This window comes from Alicyclobacillus sp. SP_1 (assembly GCF_024706985.1).
Taxonomy (GTDB): domain Bacteria; phylum Bacillota; class Bacilli; order Alicyclobacillales; family Alicyclobacillaceae; genus Alicyclobacillus_I.
The window spans coordinates 22,590-41,885 of sequence record NZ_JAMCCX010000014.1 but is presented as its reverse complement, the minus strand read 5'-3'; the positions used below and the strand labels follow the sequence as shown (position 1 = coordinate 41,885).

The 19,296-nt window shown below is 52.1% G+C and carries 23 protein-coding genes; all 23 read left to right on the top strand.

Annotation, left to right across the window (positions count from 1 at the left end):
• Positions 1–28 precede the first annotated feature (28 nt).
• The 23 genes from fliG to M4I36_RS03330 all read left to right on the top strand — a co-directional run bounded on the left by fliG (position 29) and on the right by M4I36_RS03330 (position 19,238).
• Entirely contained in the window at positions 29–1,021 is a 993-nt protein-coding gene (gene fliG / locus M4I36_RS03440; RefSeq protein WP_258110301.1) for a flagellar motor switch protein FliG, read from the top strand.
• On the top strand, positions 1,014–1,787 hold the full coding sequence (locus tag M4I36_RS03435) for a FliH/SctL family protein (RefSeq protein WP_258110264.1): 774 nt from the start codon (positions 1,014–1,016) through the stop codon (positions 1,785–1,787). The genes fliG and M4I36_RS03435 overlap by 8 nt, the downstream gene beginning before the upstream one ends.
• Complete coding sequence (locus M4I36_RS03430) at positions 1,780–3,093, top strand: FliI/YscN family ATPase (RefSeq protein WP_258110263.1); 1,314 nt, start codon at positions 1,780–1,782, stop codon at positions 3,091–3,093. Before M4I36_RS03435 ends, M4I36_RS03430 begins: the two co-directional genes overlap by 8 nt.
• On the top strand, positions 3,090–3,530 hold the full coding sequence (locus M4I36_RS03425; protein ID WP_258110262.1) for a hypothetical protein: 441 nt from the start codon (positions 3,090–3,092) through the stop codon (positions 3,528–3,530). The genes M4I36_RS03430 and M4I36_RS03425 overlap by 4 nt, the downstream gene beginning before the upstream one ends.
• Positions 3,523–4,122 carry a magnesium transporter MgtE N-terminal domain-containing protein gene (locus M4I36_RS03420; protein ID WP_258110261.1) on the top strand — a complete coding sequence of 200 codons (600 nt, stop codon included), beginning with the start codon at positions 3,523–3,525 and terminating at the stop codon, positions 4,120–4,122. The genes M4I36_RS03425 and M4I36_RS03420 overlap by 8 nt, the downstream gene beginning before the upstream one ends.
• A 38-nt stretch (positions 4,123–4,160) precedes the next feature.
• A complete protein-coding gene (locus M4I36_RS03415; RefSeq protein ID WP_258110260.1) occupies positions 4,161–5,660 on the top strand; it encodes a flagellar hook-length control protein FliK in 1,500 nt (499 codons plus the stop codon).
• 19 nt (positions 5,661–5,679) lie between these two features.
• The gene (locus M4I36_RS03410) at positions 5,680–6,072 is read left to right on the top strand and encodes a flagellar hook capping FlgD N-terminal domain-containing protein (RefSeq protein WP_258110300.1); all 393 of its coding nucleotides are present in this window, start codon (positions 5,680–5,682) and stop codon (positions 6,070–6,072) included.
• Positions 6,073–6,074: 2 nt separating this feature from the next.
• Complete coding sequence (locus tag M4I36_RS03405) at positions 6,075–6,515, top strand: hypothetical protein (RefSeq protein WP_258110259.1); 441 nt, start codon at positions 6,075–6,077, stop codon at positions 6,513–6,515.
• 133 nt (positions 6,516–6,648) lie between these two features.
• Positions 6,649–7,608: a flagellar hook-basal body complex protein gene (locus M4I36_RS03400; RefSeq protein WP_258110258.1), complete on the top strand. Its 960-nt coding sequence runs from the start codon at positions 6,649–6,651 to the stop codon at positions 7,606–7,608.
• A gap of 59 nt (positions 7,609–7,667) precedes the next feature.
• Positions 7,668–7,883: a flagellar FlbD family protein gene (locus M4I36_RS03395; protein ID WP_258110257.1), complete on the top strand. Its 216-nt coding sequence runs from the start codon at positions 7,668–7,670 to the stop codon at positions 7,881–7,883.
• On the top strand, positions 7,880–8,311 hold the full coding sequence (locus M4I36_RS03390; RefSeq protein WP_258110255.1) for a flagellar basal body-associated FliL family protein: 432 nt from the start codon (positions 7,880–7,882) through the stop codon (positions 8,309–8,311). Before M4I36_RS03395 ends, M4I36_RS03390 begins: the two co-directional genes overlap by 4 nt.
• A gap of 17 nt (positions 8,312–8,328) precedes the next feature.
• On the top strand, positions 8,329–9,354 hold the full coding sequence (gene fliM / locus M4I36_RS03385; RefSeq protein WP_258110254.1) for a flagellar motor switch protein FliM: 1,026 nt from the start codon (positions 8,329–8,331) through the stop codon (positions 9,352–9,354).
• A complete protein-coding gene (gene fliY / locus M4I36_RS03380; RefSeq protein ID WP_258110253.1) occupies positions 9,317–10,486 on the top strand; it encodes a flagellar motor switch phosphatase FliY in 1,170 nt (389 codons plus the stop codon). Before fliM ends, fliY begins: the two co-directional genes overlap by 38 nt.
• 127 nt (positions 10,487–10,613) lie before the next feature.
• Positions 10,614–10,976: a response regulator gene (locus M4I36_RS03375; RefSeq protein WP_258110252.1), complete on the top strand. Its 363-nt coding sequence runs from the start codon at positions 10,614–10,616 to the stop codon at positions 10,974–10,976.
• Positions 10,977–10,980: 4 nt separating this feature from the next.
• Positions 10,981–11,469 carry a flagellar biosynthetic protein FliO gene (locus M4I36_RS03370; protein ID WP_258110251.1) on the top strand — a complete coding sequence of 163 codons (489 nt, stop codon included), beginning with the start codon at positions 10,981–10,983 and terminating at the stop codon, positions 11,467–11,469.
• On the top strand, positions 11,466–12,242 hold the full coding sequence (gene fliP / locus M4I36_RS03365; protein WP_258110250.1) for a flagellar type III secretion system pore protein FliP: 777 nt from the start codon (positions 11,466–11,468) through the stop codon (positions 12,240–12,242). Before M4I36_RS03370 ends, fliP begins: the two co-directional genes overlap by 4 nt.
• A gap of 13 nt (positions 12,243–12,255) precedes the next feature.
• Positions 12,256–12,525 (top strand): flagellar biosynthesis protein FliQ, encoded by a 270-nt coding sequence (fliQ, locus tag M4I36_RS03360; protein WP_258110249.1) that lies wholly within the window; start codon positions 12,256–12,258, stop codon positions 12,523–12,525.
• Positions 12,526–12,531: 6 nt separating this feature from the next.
• Positions 12,532–13,305 (top strand): flagellar biosynthetic protein FliR, encoded by a 774-nt coding sequence (locus M4I36_RS03355; RefSeq protein ID WP_258110299.1) that lies wholly within the window; start codon positions 12,532–12,534, stop codon positions 13,303–13,305.
• A 19-nt stretch (positions 13,306–13,324) separates the two neighbouring features.
• Complete coding sequence (gene flhB / locus M4I36_RS03350; protein WP_258110248.1) at positions 13,325–14,449, top strand: flagellar biosynthesis protein FlhB; 1,125 nt, start codon at positions 13,325–13,327, stop codon at positions 14,447–14,449.
• Positions 14,446–16,479, top strand: coding sequence for a flagellar biosynthesis protein FlhA (flhA, locus tag M4I36_RS03345; RefSeq protein ID WP_258110247.1), 2,034 nt, complete (start codon positions 14,446–14,448; stop codon positions 16,477–16,479). The genes flhB and flhA overlap by 4 nt, the downstream gene beginning before the upstream one ends.
• Entirely contained in the window at positions 16,479–17,747 is a 1,269-nt protein-coding gene (gene flhF, locus M4I36_RS03340; RefSeq protein ID WP_258110246.1) for a flagellar biosynthesis GTPase FlhF, read from the top strand. Before flhA ends, flhF begins: the two co-directional genes overlap by 1 nt.
• Positions 17,744–18,646 (top strand): P-loop NTPase, encoded by a 903-nt coding sequence (locus tag M4I36_RS03335; protein WP_258110245.1) that lies wholly within the window; start codon positions 17,744–17,746, stop codon positions 18,644–18,646. The genes flhF and M4I36_RS03335 overlap by 4 nt, the downstream gene beginning before the upstream one ends.
• On the top strand, positions 18,534–19,238 hold the full coding sequence (locus M4I36_RS03330) for a CheB methylesterase domain-containing protein (protein WP_258110297.1): 705 nt from the start codon (positions 18,534–18,536) through the stop codon (positions 19,236–19,238). Before M4I36_RS03335 ends, M4I36_RS03330 begins: the two co-directional genes overlap by 113 nt.
• Positions 19,239–19,296: the final 58 nt, after the last annotated feature.

Below are 19,296 nucleotides of genomic sequence, written 5' to 3'. Positions count from 1 at the left end.
GAACTCATTGCAACGGTCGCGACAGGGGATGTCGGGAAGACAAAAGGCTGCGGTACTTTTAATTTCGCTTGGACAAGATGTTGCTGCAAAAGTGTATCGACAACTTTCGAGCGATGAAGTCGAGCAACTGACCTTTGAAATTGCGAATTTGAGCAAAGTCGACCTCGAACAGCGTGAGAGTGTTTTAAAAGAGTTTCGGGACATTGCAATGGCCAAAGAGTACATCTCCACGGGGGGCATTGCGTTTGCTCGGGAAGCGCTGGAGAAGGCGCTTGGTAGCTCGGAGGCGGAAAGTATCTTGCTGAAATTGACGTCGAGTTTACAAGTGAGGCCATTTCATTTTGCCCGTAAAGCTGACCCTACGCAATTGCTCACTTTTTTGCAGGACGAGCATCCACAAACGATGGCTCTTGTTCTGTCTTACTTGGAACCAACTCAAGCGGCTTTGATTATCTCGGCGTTGCCGCATCCCATGCAAGCGGATGTGGCGAGGCGGATTGCTCTCATGACCGGTACTTCACCGGATGTGATATCGCACGTTGAAGAAGTGCTCGAAGAGAAATTGTCGACCATGGCATCTTTCGATAGTACCCAAACAGGTGGGGTTGACGCGGTCGTGAAGATATTGAATGGCGTGGACCGCAGTACCGAAAAAGCGATTCTTGAAACGCTCGAGTTGGAAAATCCTGAACTAGCGGATGAAATTAAGAAAAAAATGTTTGTCTTCGAAGACATTGTGCTTCTCGACGGTCGCTCGATTCAACGCGTCATACGCGATGTGGATCCCAAAGATTTACAATTATCTCTCAAGGTGTCAAGCGAGGAAGTGCAGCGTATCGTTTTTGAAAATATGTCGAAGCGTATGGTCGAGACGTTCAAGGAAGACATGGAGTTTATGGGTCCCGTTCGTCTGCGTGATGTTGAGGATGCTCAACAGCGAATTGTCGGTGTGATTCGCAGGCTCGAAGAGTCCGGCGAAATCATCGTCGCTCGTGGAGGAGGTGACGATATCATTGTCTAAAGTCTTGAAAGGATTCGAGGTACTCACGGACAGCGCGAAGATAGCCATGATACCGTCGTTCGACGATTCTCAGTGGCTGCCACTTCCGAGCATCTTCCCAGATACAGCAGAGGAGTGTTTCGTTTCGGAAGAAGTGTGGAACCAGGCATGGCGGGAGAATATCCATCGAGATGTGGAAAACGCTCATCGCCAAGCCGCAGAAGTGCGCGCGGCAGCTGTGGAGGAGGCAGCAGTCATCCGCCAACAGGCGACCGTAGATGGCTATCAGGCAGGATTCCAGGCGGGGCAGACGACCGCTCGACAAGAGTTCATGGATGAGTATCTGCCTCTAATAGACCAGATGCGGTTGTTGGTTCAAGATGTTGGGAGGTTGCGTGGCGAACTTTATGCAAAGTTGGCCAATCCTCTGCGTGATGCAGTGATTTCCATGACGGAGCGCCTCTTGCAGCGTGAGTTGCTCACTGGTGCTCCTAATGTTGAGAAAATGGTCGGCGAGTTGCTGGACTATGTCTTAGGTGCTTCGCGGGTTGAAATTCGCGTTCATCCCGATGACTTTGCCGCGGCAGCAGATGCTCATGGGTTCTGGCAACAGCGGAAGTTTGGTGAGTGGGATGTGGTCATTGTTCCAGACGCCAGTCTGAGTCGCGGCGGCTGCGAGATTCGTTCTGAAGTTGGCAGGGTGGATGCGCGCAAGGAGACACGCTTTTCTCTGCTCGAACCGCTTATCCGCGAGCTCATAGAACGGAGTCTGAGCGCCGATGACTAACACGCTGTGGTTTGATGAAAAATTGCAGCAGATGCGACTTTTTCGGCTCTATGGCCGAGTCGTTAAAGTGGTCGGGATGACGATTGAATCGATGGGACCCAAGGCGACGATTGGAGATATCTGTTCGATTCAATCGGACGGCGGCGCGGAATGTACTGCAGAGGTTGTTGGTTTTCGAGAAGACCGTCTCATTTTGATGCCACTCGGCGAAATTAAGTCCGTGTCTCCGGGGGCGGACGTGACAGCACTTGGCTCTTCGCTCGCAGTTCCGTGCGGTCCGAACTTGCGGGGGCGGATTCTCGACGGACTCGGGCAACCGATGGACGGGCTTGGCCCAGTGCAAGGTGCGGAATTACGCCTGATGGACGGAGCTTCTCCACATCCCTTGGAGCGACAGCGGATCGCCCAGCCAATGCCAACGGGGGTACGCGTCATTGACAGCCTGCTCACGGTTGGGCGAGGTCAGCGCATGGGCATTTTTGCTGGTAGTGGCGTCGGTAAGTCGACTCTCTTGTCTATGATTGCGCGGCACTCTCAAGCGGATGTGAACGTTATCGGGTTAATCGGGGAGCGTGGCCGCGAAGTTCGCGAGTTTCTTGAAAACGACTTGGGGACTGAGGGCTTGGGGCAGAGCGTCGTGATTGTCGCCACGTCCGATCAACCGGCACTCATTCGGATTAAAGCAGCGATGGTAGCGACCACAGTCGCGGAGTACTTTCGGGATGAAGGATATCATGTGAACTTCATGTTGGACTCCATCACGCGCTTTGCCATGGCCCAGCGAGAAATTGGGCTCGCAGTTGGGGAACCACCTACCAGTCGCGGATATACTCCATCGGTTTTTGCGATGCTCCCGCGTCTCTTGGAACGGTCCGGCGCTGGAAAAAATGGAACCATCACGGCTTTCTATACGGTTTTGGTCGATGGCGATGACATGAACGATCCGATTGCAGATGCGGTGCGAGGTATTCTTGACGGGCACATGGTGTTGTCGCGTACGATTGCAAATGCTGGGCACTTTCCCGCAGTAGACGTGTTGGCGAGTTTGAGCCGACTGTTCCCCTCGCTGGCCACTCCGGTACAAGCAACTGCTGCGCGGCAAGTGCGGAGTTGGATGCAGCGCTATCGAGAAGTTGAAGACTTGGTGAGGATTGGTGCTTATCAACCAGGGGCCGATCCCGATGCGGACATGGCCATTCGCAAATTGCCGGAGATCCATGCTTTGGTGCGTCAGCATCGGGACGAAGCCGCTACGTGGGAAGACACCTTGAGGCAGCTGGAGTGCGTGTCGGGGGTGGTCGTGTGAATGACTTTCGACGTTTCGCCAAACGGTACCATGCGATTCAGGAGAATTTAGAAACGGCAGCGCAGCGACAATTCGCGCTATCGCAAAGGCAACTTCAGGAGTTGGAAGAGACAATGGCCGAACTGCAGGCGGCAATGGCGGAAGCTGTGCGGCAAAGATCGCTTCATTTAGAGGTTTCTCACTGGCAAGTGTGGAACAATCACCTGTGCCTCTTGCAAAGTCAGTGGAGTCAGTTGGAGCGACTGCGCGCAGAAGTGTCGTTGGATGTCGCGAGGAAGCGAGAGTCGCTGATGATGGCCCATCGCACCGAGAGACAGTGGCATGAAGTGGTGGGGCATCAAGACAGACTCGCCGTGACAGAGATGGAAACATTGTTGCAGCGCGTCGCCGATGATGACGCCGTTCTCCGCCACGGAAGGAGAGAGGTCGGTGGCTAATACGACCACTGTATCAACAGAGCGCTCTCCGTCTCTGTTCAAACGTTTGTTGATTTGGATTTTGCTGGCGGTGGTTGGGTTATTGGCGGCGGCAGGCATCATTGGCGGCGCCTTGGAATATGTGGGTGTTCCGGTCATTAAGACGGTAACGGACTGGGTGATGCCTCTGCCGAAGAAACATGAGGCCAATGGAACCGCCAGTAGCCAGAATGCGTTATCGAGTCAGATGGCGGTGCAAGTTGCAGAAAATCACTCACTGGAGAACCAACTGAGTCTCGATACACAAAAACTGCAGGCGCTAAAGGCGGAAGTCAAGAAGCTGGAAGCCGAACAGGGGGTCCAGGTGACGGATCATGCTGCAGCCGAAACGGAAGCGAATATCTTGGTTCAGATGGATCCGCAAAAAGCGGCGGCTGTCCTTGAAAACATGAAATTTACCGCGGCTGCGAGAACGATTGCTGTTATGCAGGCTTCCGATTCGGGACAAATCTTGGCGGATGTACCGCCACAATTGGCGAGCAAGTTGATCGCTGCGGCGGCCTTAGATGAAAAACTGACGGTCTCCGCGAACACGAATTCCGCAACATCGTGAGATGACCGTTAGCAACTCGATGAAAGGAGGTGATAAACATGAACATGCAAAGTGGGTTGCCCGGCCTGTTGGCAGGCGGTGCAACGAGATCGACCCGTGTTACTGGTACCCCTCAGCCTGCTGGAGTGGCCGGAAAAGCGGAAGTTGAGTCGGGTGCAGGCGGGCAACAGGCGTTTCACAAGATTTTAAACAATCGCCGCGGCAGTTCTGATAGTAAGCAGGATGCTCGCTCCTCGAGACTTTCCAAGGTTCCGGAGACTATCGCTGAAACATCTCGTCAGAAAACTTCTCGCCAGAAGCAGCATGAGCACAAAACCGAGGCAGACGCGCACGAACCATTACTTGTTTTGGCTCCAGATAGTTCTCTGGCAGGGAGGCAACTGGTGAATACGGAGCAGGTCAAGACACTGGCTTCGACTCGCTTGACTCGCTTTGTCGGAAGCGCGTCACTATCTGCCGGTCAAGGGCCTTTAAAGACTGGTACGGAAGAGTCATCGGGAGTCGGACCTAAGACGAACGAGTCGGCTGCGAAAAAAGTGGCGTTGGGGGGCATCTCGAGGAACGGTTTGACCCGTTCAGCACGGGTGCATCGTGGTGTTCTGAAGGCGTTCGATGCGAAACCAGGTGGTAGCGACGGCAAAGCCACGAACCGTCGAATGCAGACGGAGCGAGTCGTCGCGGAGCAAGCTTCAAGAGACGGGACTACGGCGGGATTCAATGCGGATGGAGCGGACGGCGAGGCGCTGTTGACAATTAAGCCTCGAAAATCACTGCCCGCATCTTCCGAATCGAGAAAGTCCGACAAAACCGCTGCCTTGAATGGCACGGGTACCGCTAATGAGAAGAAATTTTTGCTGAGTACTGTGAAGAGCCCTATACGTCGAGTTGGCGTTCGGTTCTCGAGTCAACGCATGCGGTCTTCTTTGCCAACGTCCGAAAAAAGTCTCCGCCGAGTGGGTGGTGAAACAACCGTCGAAGGCTCGACCGGACATTCGGCGAACCCCTCTGCAATGCCATCGATGATGACGCCGCCACCAACAAGCGCCAAAGTCATCTGGCCAGGTGTAGTCCATTTGGCAAACCAGGCAGAGTCGGTCCAAAGCCATAACCAGTCGCTTACACAATTGACACAACTCGCGCAGTCTCAACAGCATCTTGGCGTTCAGTCTCTCCAAGTGAAATTGCACCCTGCAGGCCTCGGTGAGTTGTCCATTCTCGTGATGAAAGCAGAGGACGGCGTACAGGTGCAAATTGCGGCTAACCAAAGCGCGACGTTGCAGTGGTTGAATAACAACCTCGCGGACCTCTCACGGACGATGCAACAAAATGGTGTCGCTCTCAGTGGACTGGAAATTTCGTGGCTCGGGGCGAATGCCCAGGGAGGGGACGGGCATGGTCGACGCGAATCTCATCATCGAACGAATGATTCGAACTGGTCCAAGGTGACTTCGGTGGAGTCCCTAGATTCTATGGTACAAGGCCCATCTGCGATGGCTCGTTCAGAGGGTCCATCCAGGCAGATTAATGTGCGCGTCTAAAGGGGGTGACAACGTGTCTATGAATGCTTCGTCTCTCGCATCCAGCGGTGAATTAAGTCAAAGCTCGTTTATGCAATTGTTAGTGCAACAGCTCAAATATCAAGACCCGATGAGCCCGATGTCCAATACGCAGTTTCTGGCGCAGTTGGCGCAGTTCACTGCGTTACAGCAGGCCACGGCGACGACTCAGACAGAAGGAGAAATTCTCACCGCAGTGCAGAGTCTATCCACGGAAATGAACGCATCCCTTGCGCATCAGTTGATTGGAGCGAAGGTGTCGATTGCGAGTGATGGAAAGACGGTCAGTGGCACCGTGAGTTCTGTTCAACTCTCATCAAAGGGCGAACCGCAAGTTACGGTCAACGGAATTTCGTACAGCCTCTCTGATGTCACGGCGATAGGGAGTGCTTGAAGGTGAACGACTTTTTGATAAACATACCACCTCCCGCGAGCCAGATGACACGAAAGCCGGATACTGGCCAGGAGACATCCAAAGAAAAACCAACGCCTGTGACTAAAGATGTACCTTTTGCAGCCCTGTTGGACCAAGTGCGGACAAGCAAAAAGTCTATGGGTCAGTTTTCTCACGAAAACGGTGTGCGGGTGAGCGGTCACGCGGAGTTGAGACTAACGGAAGGCAATGTGCATCTGTCGCCCAAACAGTGGGGAGCCATTGGAGGCGCCATTGACGCTGCAGCGAATAAAGGGGCGAAAGACGCGTTTCTGGTTCTTGGACAGGTGGGGTTGGTGGTTCATGTGCCGAGCCGCACGGTGGTGACCGCTTTTTCCGACTCAGGAGGGAAAGTGGTGACTAATGTGGACAGCGTTGTCGTGATTCCACAGTTGGACCGATAGGAGACTGTGTGGGGGCGGGGAATGACTGAACTGCTTCCGGGAGAGCGACTGGTGCTTACGAATTGCGTCAGCGCTGTCAAAGTCGGGTTTTCATCGAGTTAGATCTTACAAATGTTAAGGAGGATCCGATGATATGTTGAGATCTCTAGGTTCGGCAGTGTCTGGGATGGACGCATTTCAAACAGATTTAGACGTAGTCGGGAATAACATTGCCAATGTCAATACTATCGGTTATAAATCGGCAAGTACTGTATTTTCAGATATGCTCAGCCAGACCGTGGCTAGTGCCAGTGCGCCGAGTGCGTCAGGAACGAATGGCGGACTTGGTGGCATCAATAGTCAGCAAGTCGGATTGGGCACACAAATTGCAGCCATCACGAATGAGTGGACTCAAGGTGCGGACCAGACGACTGGTAATCCACTGGATGTCGCCATCAACGGGGCTGGGGTGTTTGTCGCATCTCCAATGAGTTCCAACGGCAATTATCAGTACTCATACAGCCGAGCGGGAGATTTTAATTTGGATTCAGCATCCAACTTGGTGTTGCCGAATGGAATGGTTGTAATGGGGTACGGAGTGAACAGCACCGGCGATTACTATAGCACTCCAGGTGGGGCTGCTTCATCGACTGCACCCACGAACGCCCCCGGAGTTCCCATGAACATTACGGCCCTGACTCAGGGAGCAGGTGGAGCGGTGACCGGAGCCACAAACAATCCCGCAAATACCACTTGGACACTTGCGGCCAATCCGAATGTTTCCATTAGTTCGACGGGTGCCATTACGGTGACGGATACACAGGGAAATGTTCACACCATCGGGAATCTGGCATTAGCCACATTTCCGAACTACAGCGGATTGCAGAAGATCGGAGATTCTATGTGGCAAACGTCTTCCAATTCAGGTGCGGCCAGTTATCAGATTCCATCGACCACGAGCGGAACGTTGCAGTCCGGTGCCGTGGAGCAGTCGAATGTCGACTTGACCAAACAATTTGCGGACATGATTGTGGCTCAAAACGGCTATGCTGCGAATTCCCAGGTCATCGCGACGGATAAACAAATTCTGCAGACGCTGATGAACAACGTCTGATGCAGCGCTATGGAACGGAGCCGCGGTCCACTGAGGGCCGCGGCGGGGAGGTCAGTGGGGTGATCGCGTTGAAACGCATAAATGGGTCGGATATCTGGCTGAATCCAATGCTCATCGAATCTGTAGAGAGGACCCCGGACTCCATCGTGACTTTGACCAATGGTCACAAGTATGTTATTCGCGAGAGTCCAGAAGAAATTATCACCAAGGTACAGGATTTTATGAAGCAAGTGGGTCTTTTGGGCTTGGTGTCACGAAGGGGGGACATGGTGTGAAGAAACCCCTTATGTGGCTGTTCATTATTCTACTCGTCATCGCTATCTTATCTGTTGGTGGAGTTGGGATTTATGTCTTTACTTCAAAGAAGGACGGCCCTGCGGCGAAACCCGTTCTGACCGCGCAACAACAGGAACAGTTGCAGATTTCCTTTCCGGAGATGACCACTAATCTGGGGTCGGACGGATTGATTCAGTTCACGATGACACTGCAAGCAAACTCTACATCAACAAAAAACGAGATTAAGTCCATGATGCCGGAAATTGAAAACTCCGTGAATGGCCTTATGCGTCGGTTTACTGGAACACAGTTAAAGCAGGTCAGCGGTTTCAATGCGCTCCGAACTGCGATTCAGACCACGGTCAATCAAGAGTTGCAAAAAGGCAGTGTCACGAAGGTCTATCTTTCACAAATTGTCGTTCAGTGACAAAGGAGGCGATGCGAATGGCCGAGGTACTGTCTCAGTCGGAAATCGATGCACTCCTTTCTGCCTTGACACGAGGTGAAGTCAAGGCAGATGACATTCGCGATGCACCCTCCGGGAGTAAGGTCAGGACTTACGATTTTCGCCGCGCGATGCGTTTTTCGAAGGACCACATCCGCATTATTTCGAGAATTCATGAGCACTTTGCGCGCCTGATGACGACGTATCTGTCGGGCCAATTGCGCAGTGTCGTGCAAATTCAAGTGGAGTCGGTGGACCAAGTCCCGTACGAGGAATTCGTTCGCTCGGTGCCTATGTTGACCGTCATCGAGCTTGTCGCCTTTTCTCCTTTTAGTGGACAGATTGTAATGGAGGTTAACCCGCAAATCATATTTGCCATGCTCGACCGAATGATGGGTGGAACGATTCGAGGCCCATACCGTGAACGCGAGTTGACGGAAATTGAAGAGTCGCTCTTGCGGCCGTTTTTTGAGCAGACGGAAGTCTTTTTTAAAGACGCCTGGCACAATGTGGTCGATCTTCAGCCGCAGTTTTTGTCGATTGAGAGCAATCCGCAATTTTTGCAGTTATCTACGCCGAATGAGACGGTCTTAGTCATCACGCTCAGCGCCAGAGTGGGTTCCACAACCGGCCTCATCAATTTGTGCATACCGCATGTGACCCTCGAGCCCATCATGCCCAACCTGACCACGCAATACTTCATGGATGGCGTCAAGACAAAGTCGGAGCACCAAGTGGAGGGTGGCAAGCTGTCGTCGCATGTGAAAGATCTCGTCGCACAGATATCGGTTACACTCGGTGAGACGGAATTGAGTGTACAAGACGTCCTTGATTTGCAAATTGGTGACGTCATTCCTCTTCAACAGCGCATTGCCGAAACGGTCACTGTCGCTGTCGACGACATTCCGACATTTGTTGGCCGCGTCGGCAGGCGAAAAGACAAAATGGCGGTTCGAATCTTGAGAGAGTGGAAGGAGGAGATGACTGATGACCGACCGTCAAGCATTGTCTCAGGAGGAAATTGACTCTTTGTTTCAGATGGACAAAACATCTATAGGTCCAACATTAACGCCAGCACAGGCGGATGCACTTGGTGAAATTGGAAATATTTCATTCGGATCCGCTGCGACTGCATTATCTACCCTGCTTCAGCATCGAGTCGAGATTACCACACCCAGTGTATCGGTCGTCGATGCCGCTGGCATTCAGGAACAGTTTCCGAAGCCGTATGTCTTAGTGTCCGTAGAGTACACGGAGGGGCTGAAAGGGTCTAATGCACTGGCAATTGAGCTCAGTGATGCAAAGACTATTGCGGATTTGATGCTCGGTGGAGATGGCACCAATACGCTCGATGAACTCAATGACCTGCATTTGAGCGCGGTTGGCGAAGCGATGAATCAAATGATGGGCGGTGCCGCCACTTCGATGTCTCAAATCTTTGGCCAGAGAATCGATATCTCTCCCCCTAAGGTGCAGGTGGTCGACCTGTCGAGTAAAGAACAGGTCAATTTAGGGTTTGAGGGACCGATTGTCAATGTCGAATTCTCGATAAAGGTCGATCACCTCATTGATTCGAAAATTATGCAGTTGATGCCGTATCCGTTTGCCAACGTCATCTTGGGACAGTTGGGGGTTGGCGGCGCAGATGCTACAGTCCATTCCCAGTCGACCGAAACTGCGCCGTCACGGTCACCTTCGACTGCGGAGAGTACTCGTAGCCCAGAACATAGAACGGTGGTCACAGAAGGTTCTGCAGCGGCAAGCCACGCCTCGATGCAATCCGTACCACCAGCGCCGCCAGCGAATGCACTTGCAGCTTCGTTCAAACGACCTGAAGCCGTGATACAACAGCCCGAGTTTTCCGATTTTGATGGGTTAGAGGTTACTTCCGTGGGTTCTTCGCGCAACCTTTCTTTGTTGTTCGATGTCCCACTGAGCATCACGGTCGAACTGGGTAGGACCAAGAGATTGATTCGCGACATTTTGGACTTGGCCCCAGGCTCCATTGTGGAGTTGGATAAGTTGGCTGGCGAACCGGTAGACATTCTCGTCAACAATAAAAAAATTGCAACAGGAGAAGTAGTGGTGATTGACGAAAACTTTGGAGTGCGCTTGACGGATATCATTAGTCCATCTGAGCGTGTCCGCAGCTTGTAAATGCTGGTTGTCGATGGTCGGTTTCTCGCAGTAGGGAAAAAGCAGAAGCGTATCTCTCAGGATTGAATCAACTCCACAGTTGGGTCAATAGATATGTCATCAAAGAATGAGAAGGAGCGATGGGCCCGTGGCAAATCGGATTCTAGTGGTAGATGATGCTGCATTTATGCGAATGATGATTAAGGACATCTTGGGTAAAAACGATTTTGAAGTCATAGGTGAAGCTGCAGACGGAGCACAAGCTGTAGAAAAATTTCAAGAGCTATCTCCGGACTTAGTCACTTTGGATATTACCATGCCAGAAATGGACGGCATTGAGGCGTTAAAGAAGATTCGCGAAATTGACCCAAATGCACGGGTTATCATGTGTTCGGCGATGGGTCAGCAGGCGATGGTGATTGACGCAATTCAAGCCGGTGCCAAGGATTTCATTGTCAAGCCGTTTCAAGCAGATAGGGTTGTCGAAGCGGTCCGCAAGGCACTGGCGTGATTTCATGAAGGCGCGCCTGAGTCAAAGGGGTCTCGCGCTCCTAACCGTTATCGCCATTCTCCGAGTGGCGGGATGTCGCTTGGTGCTTGCAGCGACGTCTCCAGAAAAGACGGCGCCATTGCCTAACGTTGGGTCTACCTATGAAAATATCGTTCAAGCCGTCGTCGCGTTTGTTATTGTCATTGTCCTTATTCTCGTCGTCATCCGTTTCTTGGCAAGAAGGGCTAATATTACACAGCGGGGCGATATTAGAGTTGTCGCAGCGCGACAACTGGCCCCTAACCGTTCCGTTCAAGTGGTCGACGTCCATGGACGAAAATTTCTTCTCGGAGTGGGCAACGATATCACCTTGTTGGCCGACGTGACGGATGAGATGGGCGACAGCATGACGAATCCGGAAGTCGAGCTTGGTTTTGCTTCTTCGCTGTCGTCTGCTGTCGAACAAATTCGAAAAAAGTATCGAACCGAGGGGGATAGTGCTGACAAATCATGAGGCGTCGGAGCATTTACCCCATCGGTTTTGCCATCGCATTTCTGAGTGTATTTCTGTTGTGTGGGGGAGACATCGTTCAGGCAGCGACTCCGGCTGGTCTGATTCCGGGCTTGCATTTGTCCTTAGGCACGTCGTCTTCTCCCAAGTCGGTCGACAGTACGGTACAAATTGTTTTGTTGTTGACGGTGTTGTCCATCGCCCCAGCGATTCTCTTGCTTATGACATGCTTTACGCGCATCATCGTTGTACTTTCCTTCGTCCGCAGTGCGTTAGCACTTCAGAATTCACCGCCAAATCAAGTCCTGATTGGCCTCGCGTTGTTCATCACTTTTTTCATCATGGGACCCACGTTTCACCAGGTGAATGTCCATGCGTTGCAACCCTATTTGGCTGGCAAGTTGTCTGAGTCTGCAGCGTTGCAGCAAGCCGAGATTCCGTTTAAACAATTTATGGCGAAGCAAACGCGCCCTTCGGACCTGCAGTTGTTTCTCCAGTTTCGCCACATTCCGTTGCCGAAGTCTGTCAACAAAATTCCGATTACTGCCCTAGTTCCGGCATACACAATCAGCGAGTTAAAGACAGCGTTTCAAATTGGATTTATGATTTACCTACCGTTTTTGGTGATTGACTTGGTTGTGTCGACAACGCTGATGTCGATGGGAATGATGATGCTGCCTCCAGTCATCATTTCACTTCCATTTAAAATTTTGTTGTTTGTCATGGTAGATGGTTGGCATCTTGTCGTTCAGTCTCTGCTGGCAGGTTATAGCTAGGGAGGGCATTGTTTTGAATGCATCATTTATTGTCGGGTTGGGTGCGCAAGTGATGTGGCTGGTCGTAAAACTCGTCGGGCCGCTGCTCGGTTTTGGACTGGCCGTTGGTCTGCTTGTCGCTGTGTTTCAGGCGACCACCCAAATCCAAGAGCAGAGTTTGGCATACATTCCGAAAATCGCGGCTGTGATGGTGGCACTGTTGATTTTTGGCCCTTGGATGCTGACGACGATGGTCGACTTTACGCAGTCAATTCTGGGCCATCTCATGCAATACGTTCAGTGATAAGTGATGTTGGCCTATACGCTTACTCATTACCCATTGTTGCTCCTGGTCATTTTGAGAATTGCAGGCATGATCGGCGCGTCGCCGATTTTTTCGACCAAGTCGTTTCCAACAGTCGCTAAAGTGGGGCTCGTTGTCATGATGTCTCTGTGGACAGTTGGATTAGTCCACGCATCGGTTCCGTCGCCCATTTCAAAACCAGGAGCGTTTATCGTCTTAGCTGTGGTTGAATCGGTCACCGGACTTTTCTTTGGATTCATTGCAACGATGATATTCTCTGTACTGACGGTCGCCGGACAGCTGATTGACGTTCAGATTGGCTTCTCTTCTGCCGAACTTTTTAATCCGCAAATGTCGTTTGTCACAGGACTCTCAGGAACCTTCTTCAATCTGCTTTTTACGCTCTATTTTCTAGGTGAAAACGGATTGGATGGACTGGCACTCACCGCCATTGATAGTTATCATCTCATTCCAATCGGAGCTTTTCACTTTCCAGCGTCCTTTGCCAGTGCTTTGTCTTCGTTAATGGATGTGGTCATGGCTGATGCAGTGCAGTTGGCAGCGCCTGTCATGGTGGCGTTGCTTTTGACCAACATCACTTTTGCCTTATTGACGAGGGTTGTGCCGCAGATGAACGTCTACATCACTGGATTGCCCGTGCAGTTGTTTGTGGGTCTGGCTATTTTTGCAATTGCCATGCCCGGGATGGTGGAACTGTTTGGACACATTTTTAATACCCTCTTTGCCGATTTGAGTATCTTCATGCACTATACAGGCTGAGTGAAGAGGAGAGAATGGCTTGCTTTCAATTCAACTGCAGCGCTTTGCAGGTAGTTCGAGCTCCGGAGAAAAAACGGAACGTGCGACTCCGCGTCGACGACAAGAGGCACGGCGAGAAGGAAATGTGCCGAAAAGTGTCGAACTATCTGCGGCAATCGGTCTCTTGGGTGCGATGGTGGTTTTGCGCATCGTCGGAGGCAAAGTATGGGGAGCATGGATGGAGATGTTTCGCCACGACATCGCCAACGCAGCGGCGGTGCATATGACGGTCGAAGCGGTCATCGAGATGCTCTCGAGTCAAGTGGGTTATGTCATTGGCGGCCTGTTGCCGGTGGTTTTGGTCGCCTTTGGTCTAAGTATTTTGGCCGGATTCGTGCAAGTTGGTCCACTCTTTGTACCGAAGTTGTTGCTGCCGAAGTTAAACAGAATTTCCCCAATATCTGGTGTGCAAAAACTATTTACGGCTCGTACCTTGGTCGAGAGCTTGAAGTCCATCTTAAAACTGGCCATTGTGGTCGGCGTTGCTTACTACTTCATTCACAAAGTGATAGAAAGTATAGCGGTATTGCCGAATACTTCGGTTTCGGTGCTGGTTCCTGCGGTTGGGGGCATTGTTTTTCAGCTTGGTTTGGCCGTCAGCCTATTGATGCTCGGACTGGCGGGTCTGGACTTCTTCTTTCAACGCTATGAGTACGAGAAAAATTTGCGTATGACTAAGCAGGAAGTGAAAGACGAATATCGGCAAATGGAAGGTGACTCACGTGTCAAAGCGAGTATTCGTCGTCGCGGACGGGCTTTGGCGCTGCGGCGGATGATGCAGGAAGTTCCCAAGGCGGATGTCGTTATCACGAATCCGACGCACTACGCCGTCGCGCTGAGGTACGAGGTCGAAAAGATGTCGGCACCGCGTGTTGTCGCTAAAGGGCAAGACCATCTTGCGTTGCGAATTCGCGAAATTGCGGCTGCCAGTGAGGTTCCGATTGTGGAAAACCGACCGCTCGCGCGAACTCTGTACACCAGTGTCGAATTGGGAGATGCTATTCCTCCAGAACTCTATCAAGCGGTGGCAGAGATTCTAGCTTACGTATATGCCTTGAAGCAACCTAGAGAGACTGAGCTGTTGAATGATGAGGTGAACATGTGAAAAAGTCTGATTTGGGTGTCATGGCAGCGATTATATGGATTATCGTGATGATGGTCATCCCAATGAGCCGTCCCGTCTTGGACGTGCTTCTCATCGTCAACATTTTTGTTTCTTTGACTATCCTGTTGGTCGCCATGGGCACAAAGGAACCTTTAGATTTCTCAGTGTTTCCATCCATTTTGCTGATGACGACACTCTATCGATTATCTCTCAATATTTCTACGACACGACTTATTTTGGGCCAAGCCAATGCCGGTGCCGTCATTGAAACCTTTGGTTCATTTGTCATTGGTGACAATCCGGTGGTCGGATTTATAGTATTTCTAATTATTGTCATTGTTCAATTCATTGTCATCACACGCGGAGCGGAGCGGGTGGCAGAAGTAGCGGCGCGTTTCACTCTGGATGCGATGCCCGGGAAGCAAATTGCGATTGATGCAGATTTGAATGCGGGCTTGATTGATGAAGCGCAGGCCCGGAAGCGTCGGCATGACATCGAGCGAGAAGCTGATTTTTACGGAGCGATGGACGGAGCGTCCAAATTCGTAAAAGGCGATGCCATCGCCTCCATGCTCATCGTCGCGGTCAACATCGTCGGCGGTTTTATCATCGGTATGGTGATGCATCACATGTCTTTTAGCCAAGCATTGCACACATATACGTTGCTGTCTGTCGGCGACGGCCTGGTAAGCCAGATTCCAGCCTTGCTGCTTTCGACAGCCACCGGTCTTATGGTCACCAGAGCTGCATCTGAGTCAAACTTGGGCAGCGATGTCATCGGCCAAATCTTTCAATATCCGCGGACGCTCTACTTGGTTGGCGGCGCCATTTTCTTTCTGGGCTTGTTCACTCCTATCGGCATTTTGCCGGTGCTTCCTGTCTCCATCATCGCGTTTGTCACGGGTTGGAGAGTACAGGTCAATGCCAATCGCCTAGTTCAACGGGACAAGGAACAGGCATTGCGAACTCGCAAGGAAGACACGAAAAGGCCGGAAAATGCTCTGTCTCTCATTCACGTGGAACCTATTGAGTTTGAATTCGGCTACGCACTCGTCCCTTTGGTGGATGCCAAGCAGGGAGGAGATATGTTGGATCGCGTGGTGATGATCCGCCGTCAATTAGCTTTGGAATTAGGTCTTGTCATTCCCGTCATCCGGCTTCGTGACAACATTCAACTGAAACCGACAGAATATGTTATCAAGATGCGAGGGATTGACGTTGCTGGCGGTGAAATTCTCATCGGACATTGGCTGGCCATCTCCCCAGGTCATGACGATCCATCGGTCATTGGCGTGCCGACGAAGGAACCGACATTCGGCTTACCAGCACTGTGGGTCACCGGGGATATGAAGACACAGGCCGAAATGGTTGGCTATACCGTGGTCGATCCGCCTTCGGTTCTCGCTACGCACCTTACCGAGGTGCTGCGCAAACACGCTCATGAGTTGCTCAGTCGCCAAGAGACGAAAGCTCTTTTGGACCATGTCAAAAGTACAGCGCCTGCGGTTGTCGACGATGTTTTGAATGGGAACTTGTCATTAGGACAAGTCCAGAGAGTGCTTGCCAACTTACTCAAAGAGCGGGTGTCGATTCGCGACTTAGTCACGATTCTTGAAACTCTAGGAGACTATGGAAAGGCTACGAAAGATATCGATGTGCTGACAGAACATGTGCGACGCGCTTTAGGCAGGCAAATTTCTCATCAATTCCGGAATCCTGGTCAGCCATTGACGGTTCTGACGTTCGCCCCCACGGTGGAAGAGAGAGTTCAGGAGTCTCTCGTCCATCAGGACGACGGAGCTATTGTGGGGATGGAGCCGACCATCGCCCAACAAATATATCGCCGCTTAAAGGACGAGTCGTCGAGACTGTCAGGTCAGGGCAAAACTCCGGTTTTGTTGGTTCACCCACATCTTCGTTTGGCAGTCTATCGGTGGTTGACTCGGTACCTGCCAGACTTGGTTGTGCTGTCCTACAATGAGCTTGATCCTACGGTGGAAGTTGAAAGTGGCGGGGTGGTGAGTCTCTGATGATGATACGAAAGTATGTGGTGCGAGACATGCCCGAAGCGCTGATCAGAATTCGCGGAGAACTTGGCAAAGATGCGATTATTCTAGGTAGCAAACGGGTACGCGTGCGCAAGTGGTTCCTGTGGTCCTCGAAGCGAATCGAAGTCACGGCTGCCGTCGCTGGAGACGTACCGGTTCGGTTGGTGGACGAAAGCCGCAATTCACAACAGACTGCTGTTTCATGGGCAGACGCCAGCAACACTGGAGTAGGTGGATCGACTGCACCAAGTTCGGTCCGTCCACAGGCTAACGCCTCAATGTCACCGGCCTCAGTGCAAGCGGCCCATCTTGCGAACATCGCTGCCAGCGCGAGTGAGAGCTTTGCCGACAGCAGTCAGACGGAGGTTGGAGTAGAGTCCGACCAACGGCTTCAAGCAGCCTTAGAGCCGATTTTGTCAGAAATGAAGAGTCTCAAAACATGGATACAGACGTTGGATGGGCAACATCGACAAACTGGCACGGCGCTCTTTGTCAATGAACTCAAGGAGGCGGGGGTTTCTGAAGCGGTGGCGGGCATGTGGTGGGATGAATTCACACAATCTCATCCAGACCCGGCAACTTGGAATCAGACTCTCTATCGAGGCTGGTTGAAAGACTGTGTCTTAAACGTCATGCCATCGGCGGGAATTTCCGACTCTTCCAAAGTCGTCGCGTTTGTTGGCCCCACAGGCGTCGGGAAGACGACCACCATCGCAAAACTGGCAGCACTGCACGTTCTGTCTGGACGTCGCAAAGTGGCTCTAGTGACGGCGGACACGTATCGCATTGCAGCTGCGGAGCAATTGCGCACGTACGCCACCATTCTCAACATTCCTATGGTTGTGGCGGATCCACAAAAAGGACTGGATGACGCAGTCCGAGAACTTGACGGCGCTGACCTGATTTTGGTGGATACTGCTGGTCGCAATTATATCGTGCCGAAGATGGTTGACGAAATGCAACGGCTTTTGGCGACCACCACAGTGGATGAGACGTATCTCGTGTTGGCCATGACGTCGAAAGTGTGCGACTTGGCCAATCTCTGTGCGGCGTTTGAACCAGTTGGTGTGGACAAGCTGCTGTTCACGAAATTGGACGAAACTTCATCCCACGGCGCAGCACTGGAACTTTCCTGGAAAATGAAGATTCCCTTATCTTATGTGACCACTGGACAGAATGTCCCGGACGATCTCGCTCTCGCATCGACATTCCCTTTTCTCGATGAGGCGTTCAAGGGGGAATTGCCATGACAGACCAGGCGGAGTCCTTGCGTCGCCGCATGGTTGAAGTCGCGCCACCGGCATTGGAAGGAGAGTTCGTGCCGAGAGTGATTGTGGTAGCCAGCGGAAAAGGAGGGGTCGGTAAATCGAACTTCTGCGTCAACTTTTCGCTCTCTTTGAGTCAACAGGGATACCGCCCGGTGGTGGTGGACAGCGATGTCGGTTTTGCCAACGTGGAATTGCTGTTAGACGCGCGTCCCACGGCAACCGTGTTGGATTTGTGTGGCACGGCTGACGTCTGGGACGTGGTCCAATACAGCAAGCACGGATTGCCTTTTCTGTCGGGTGGTAGCAGTCTCTCGAGCGTCAATCAGTTAGACGGAGAAGGTGTGCAGCGCCTTCACTCACAACTCGGAAGACTGGGTGAACGCTTCAACGTTGTTGTGTTCGATCTCGGTGCGGGCATTGGTCCTCAGTTCTCGACTTTAGTCGCGGAAGCGGATGAGATGGTGGTCGTCACCACTCCTGAACCGACTGCGCTGTCCGATGCCTATGCTCTCATCAAGTATGTGCAAGAGAATGGCCATCGTCCGCATTGGCGACTGGTCATCAATCGCGCGCGCCGCTTGGTTGATGCGAAGGATGCGGCGGAAAAGCTATCCGCAACCGTGCGGCGGTTTTTGGATTTGGATGTGCAGGTGTTGGGGTACGTCCTGGAGGATGAGGATGTGCAAAAGGCAGTCATGCGTCAAACTCCGTGGGTATTGTCTCATCCGAACAGCACCGCGACTCGTTGTATGGAGCAAATTGTCCAAAATTATCTTCGGGCAGACAGACCCAGTCGAGGGGGCTGGACAAGATTTTTGTCACGTCTTTTGGGGCGAACGGGGGATTCGGGAGGAGATAAGAATTCTGGACACTCTGCATAAAACTTCGCCTACCAAATTGCTGGTGGTCGGTGCATCGACAGGTGGGCCAAAGGCACTGGAGATCGTATTTCGGGACTTCCCCGCTCTCAGCGGAGTGACTTGTCTCATCGTACAGCACATGCCGATTGGCTTTACGCGCCGCTTTGCTAACCGTTTAAACGACGTGTCTCAGTGGCGGATTGAAGAGGCTATCCATGGTTCGCAGTTGCAGAGTTCGACGGCCCTTGTCATTCCGGCGGGAAAGCACGGTCTGTTTCGGGCCGATGGTCCCGACTGGTATGTGGATTTGACCGACGGAGATTTGGTCCATTTCCAGAGACCTGCGGTGGATCTGTTAATGCAGTCTATTCCAGCGGACATTCTGCCGCACACGGTGGGCTGTCTGCTGACTGGAATGGGTAAAGATGGAGCGCGTGGGATGCTCTCCATTCGAGAAGGGGGAGGTTGGACCATCGCTGAGTCGGCGGAGACCTGCACTGTCTATGGCATGCCTCGTGCCGCCGTCGAATTGAAGGCGGTATGCGAATTGTTGGCAGTGCAGGAGATACCGCCGGCCTTGACGCGACGGCTGGCTCCGAGGGATAAATTCTGAACGTTGTCTCGCAGTTCGTCGACTTCTGGCGTTGAAGTATTCGCTTGTGACCTTGTCA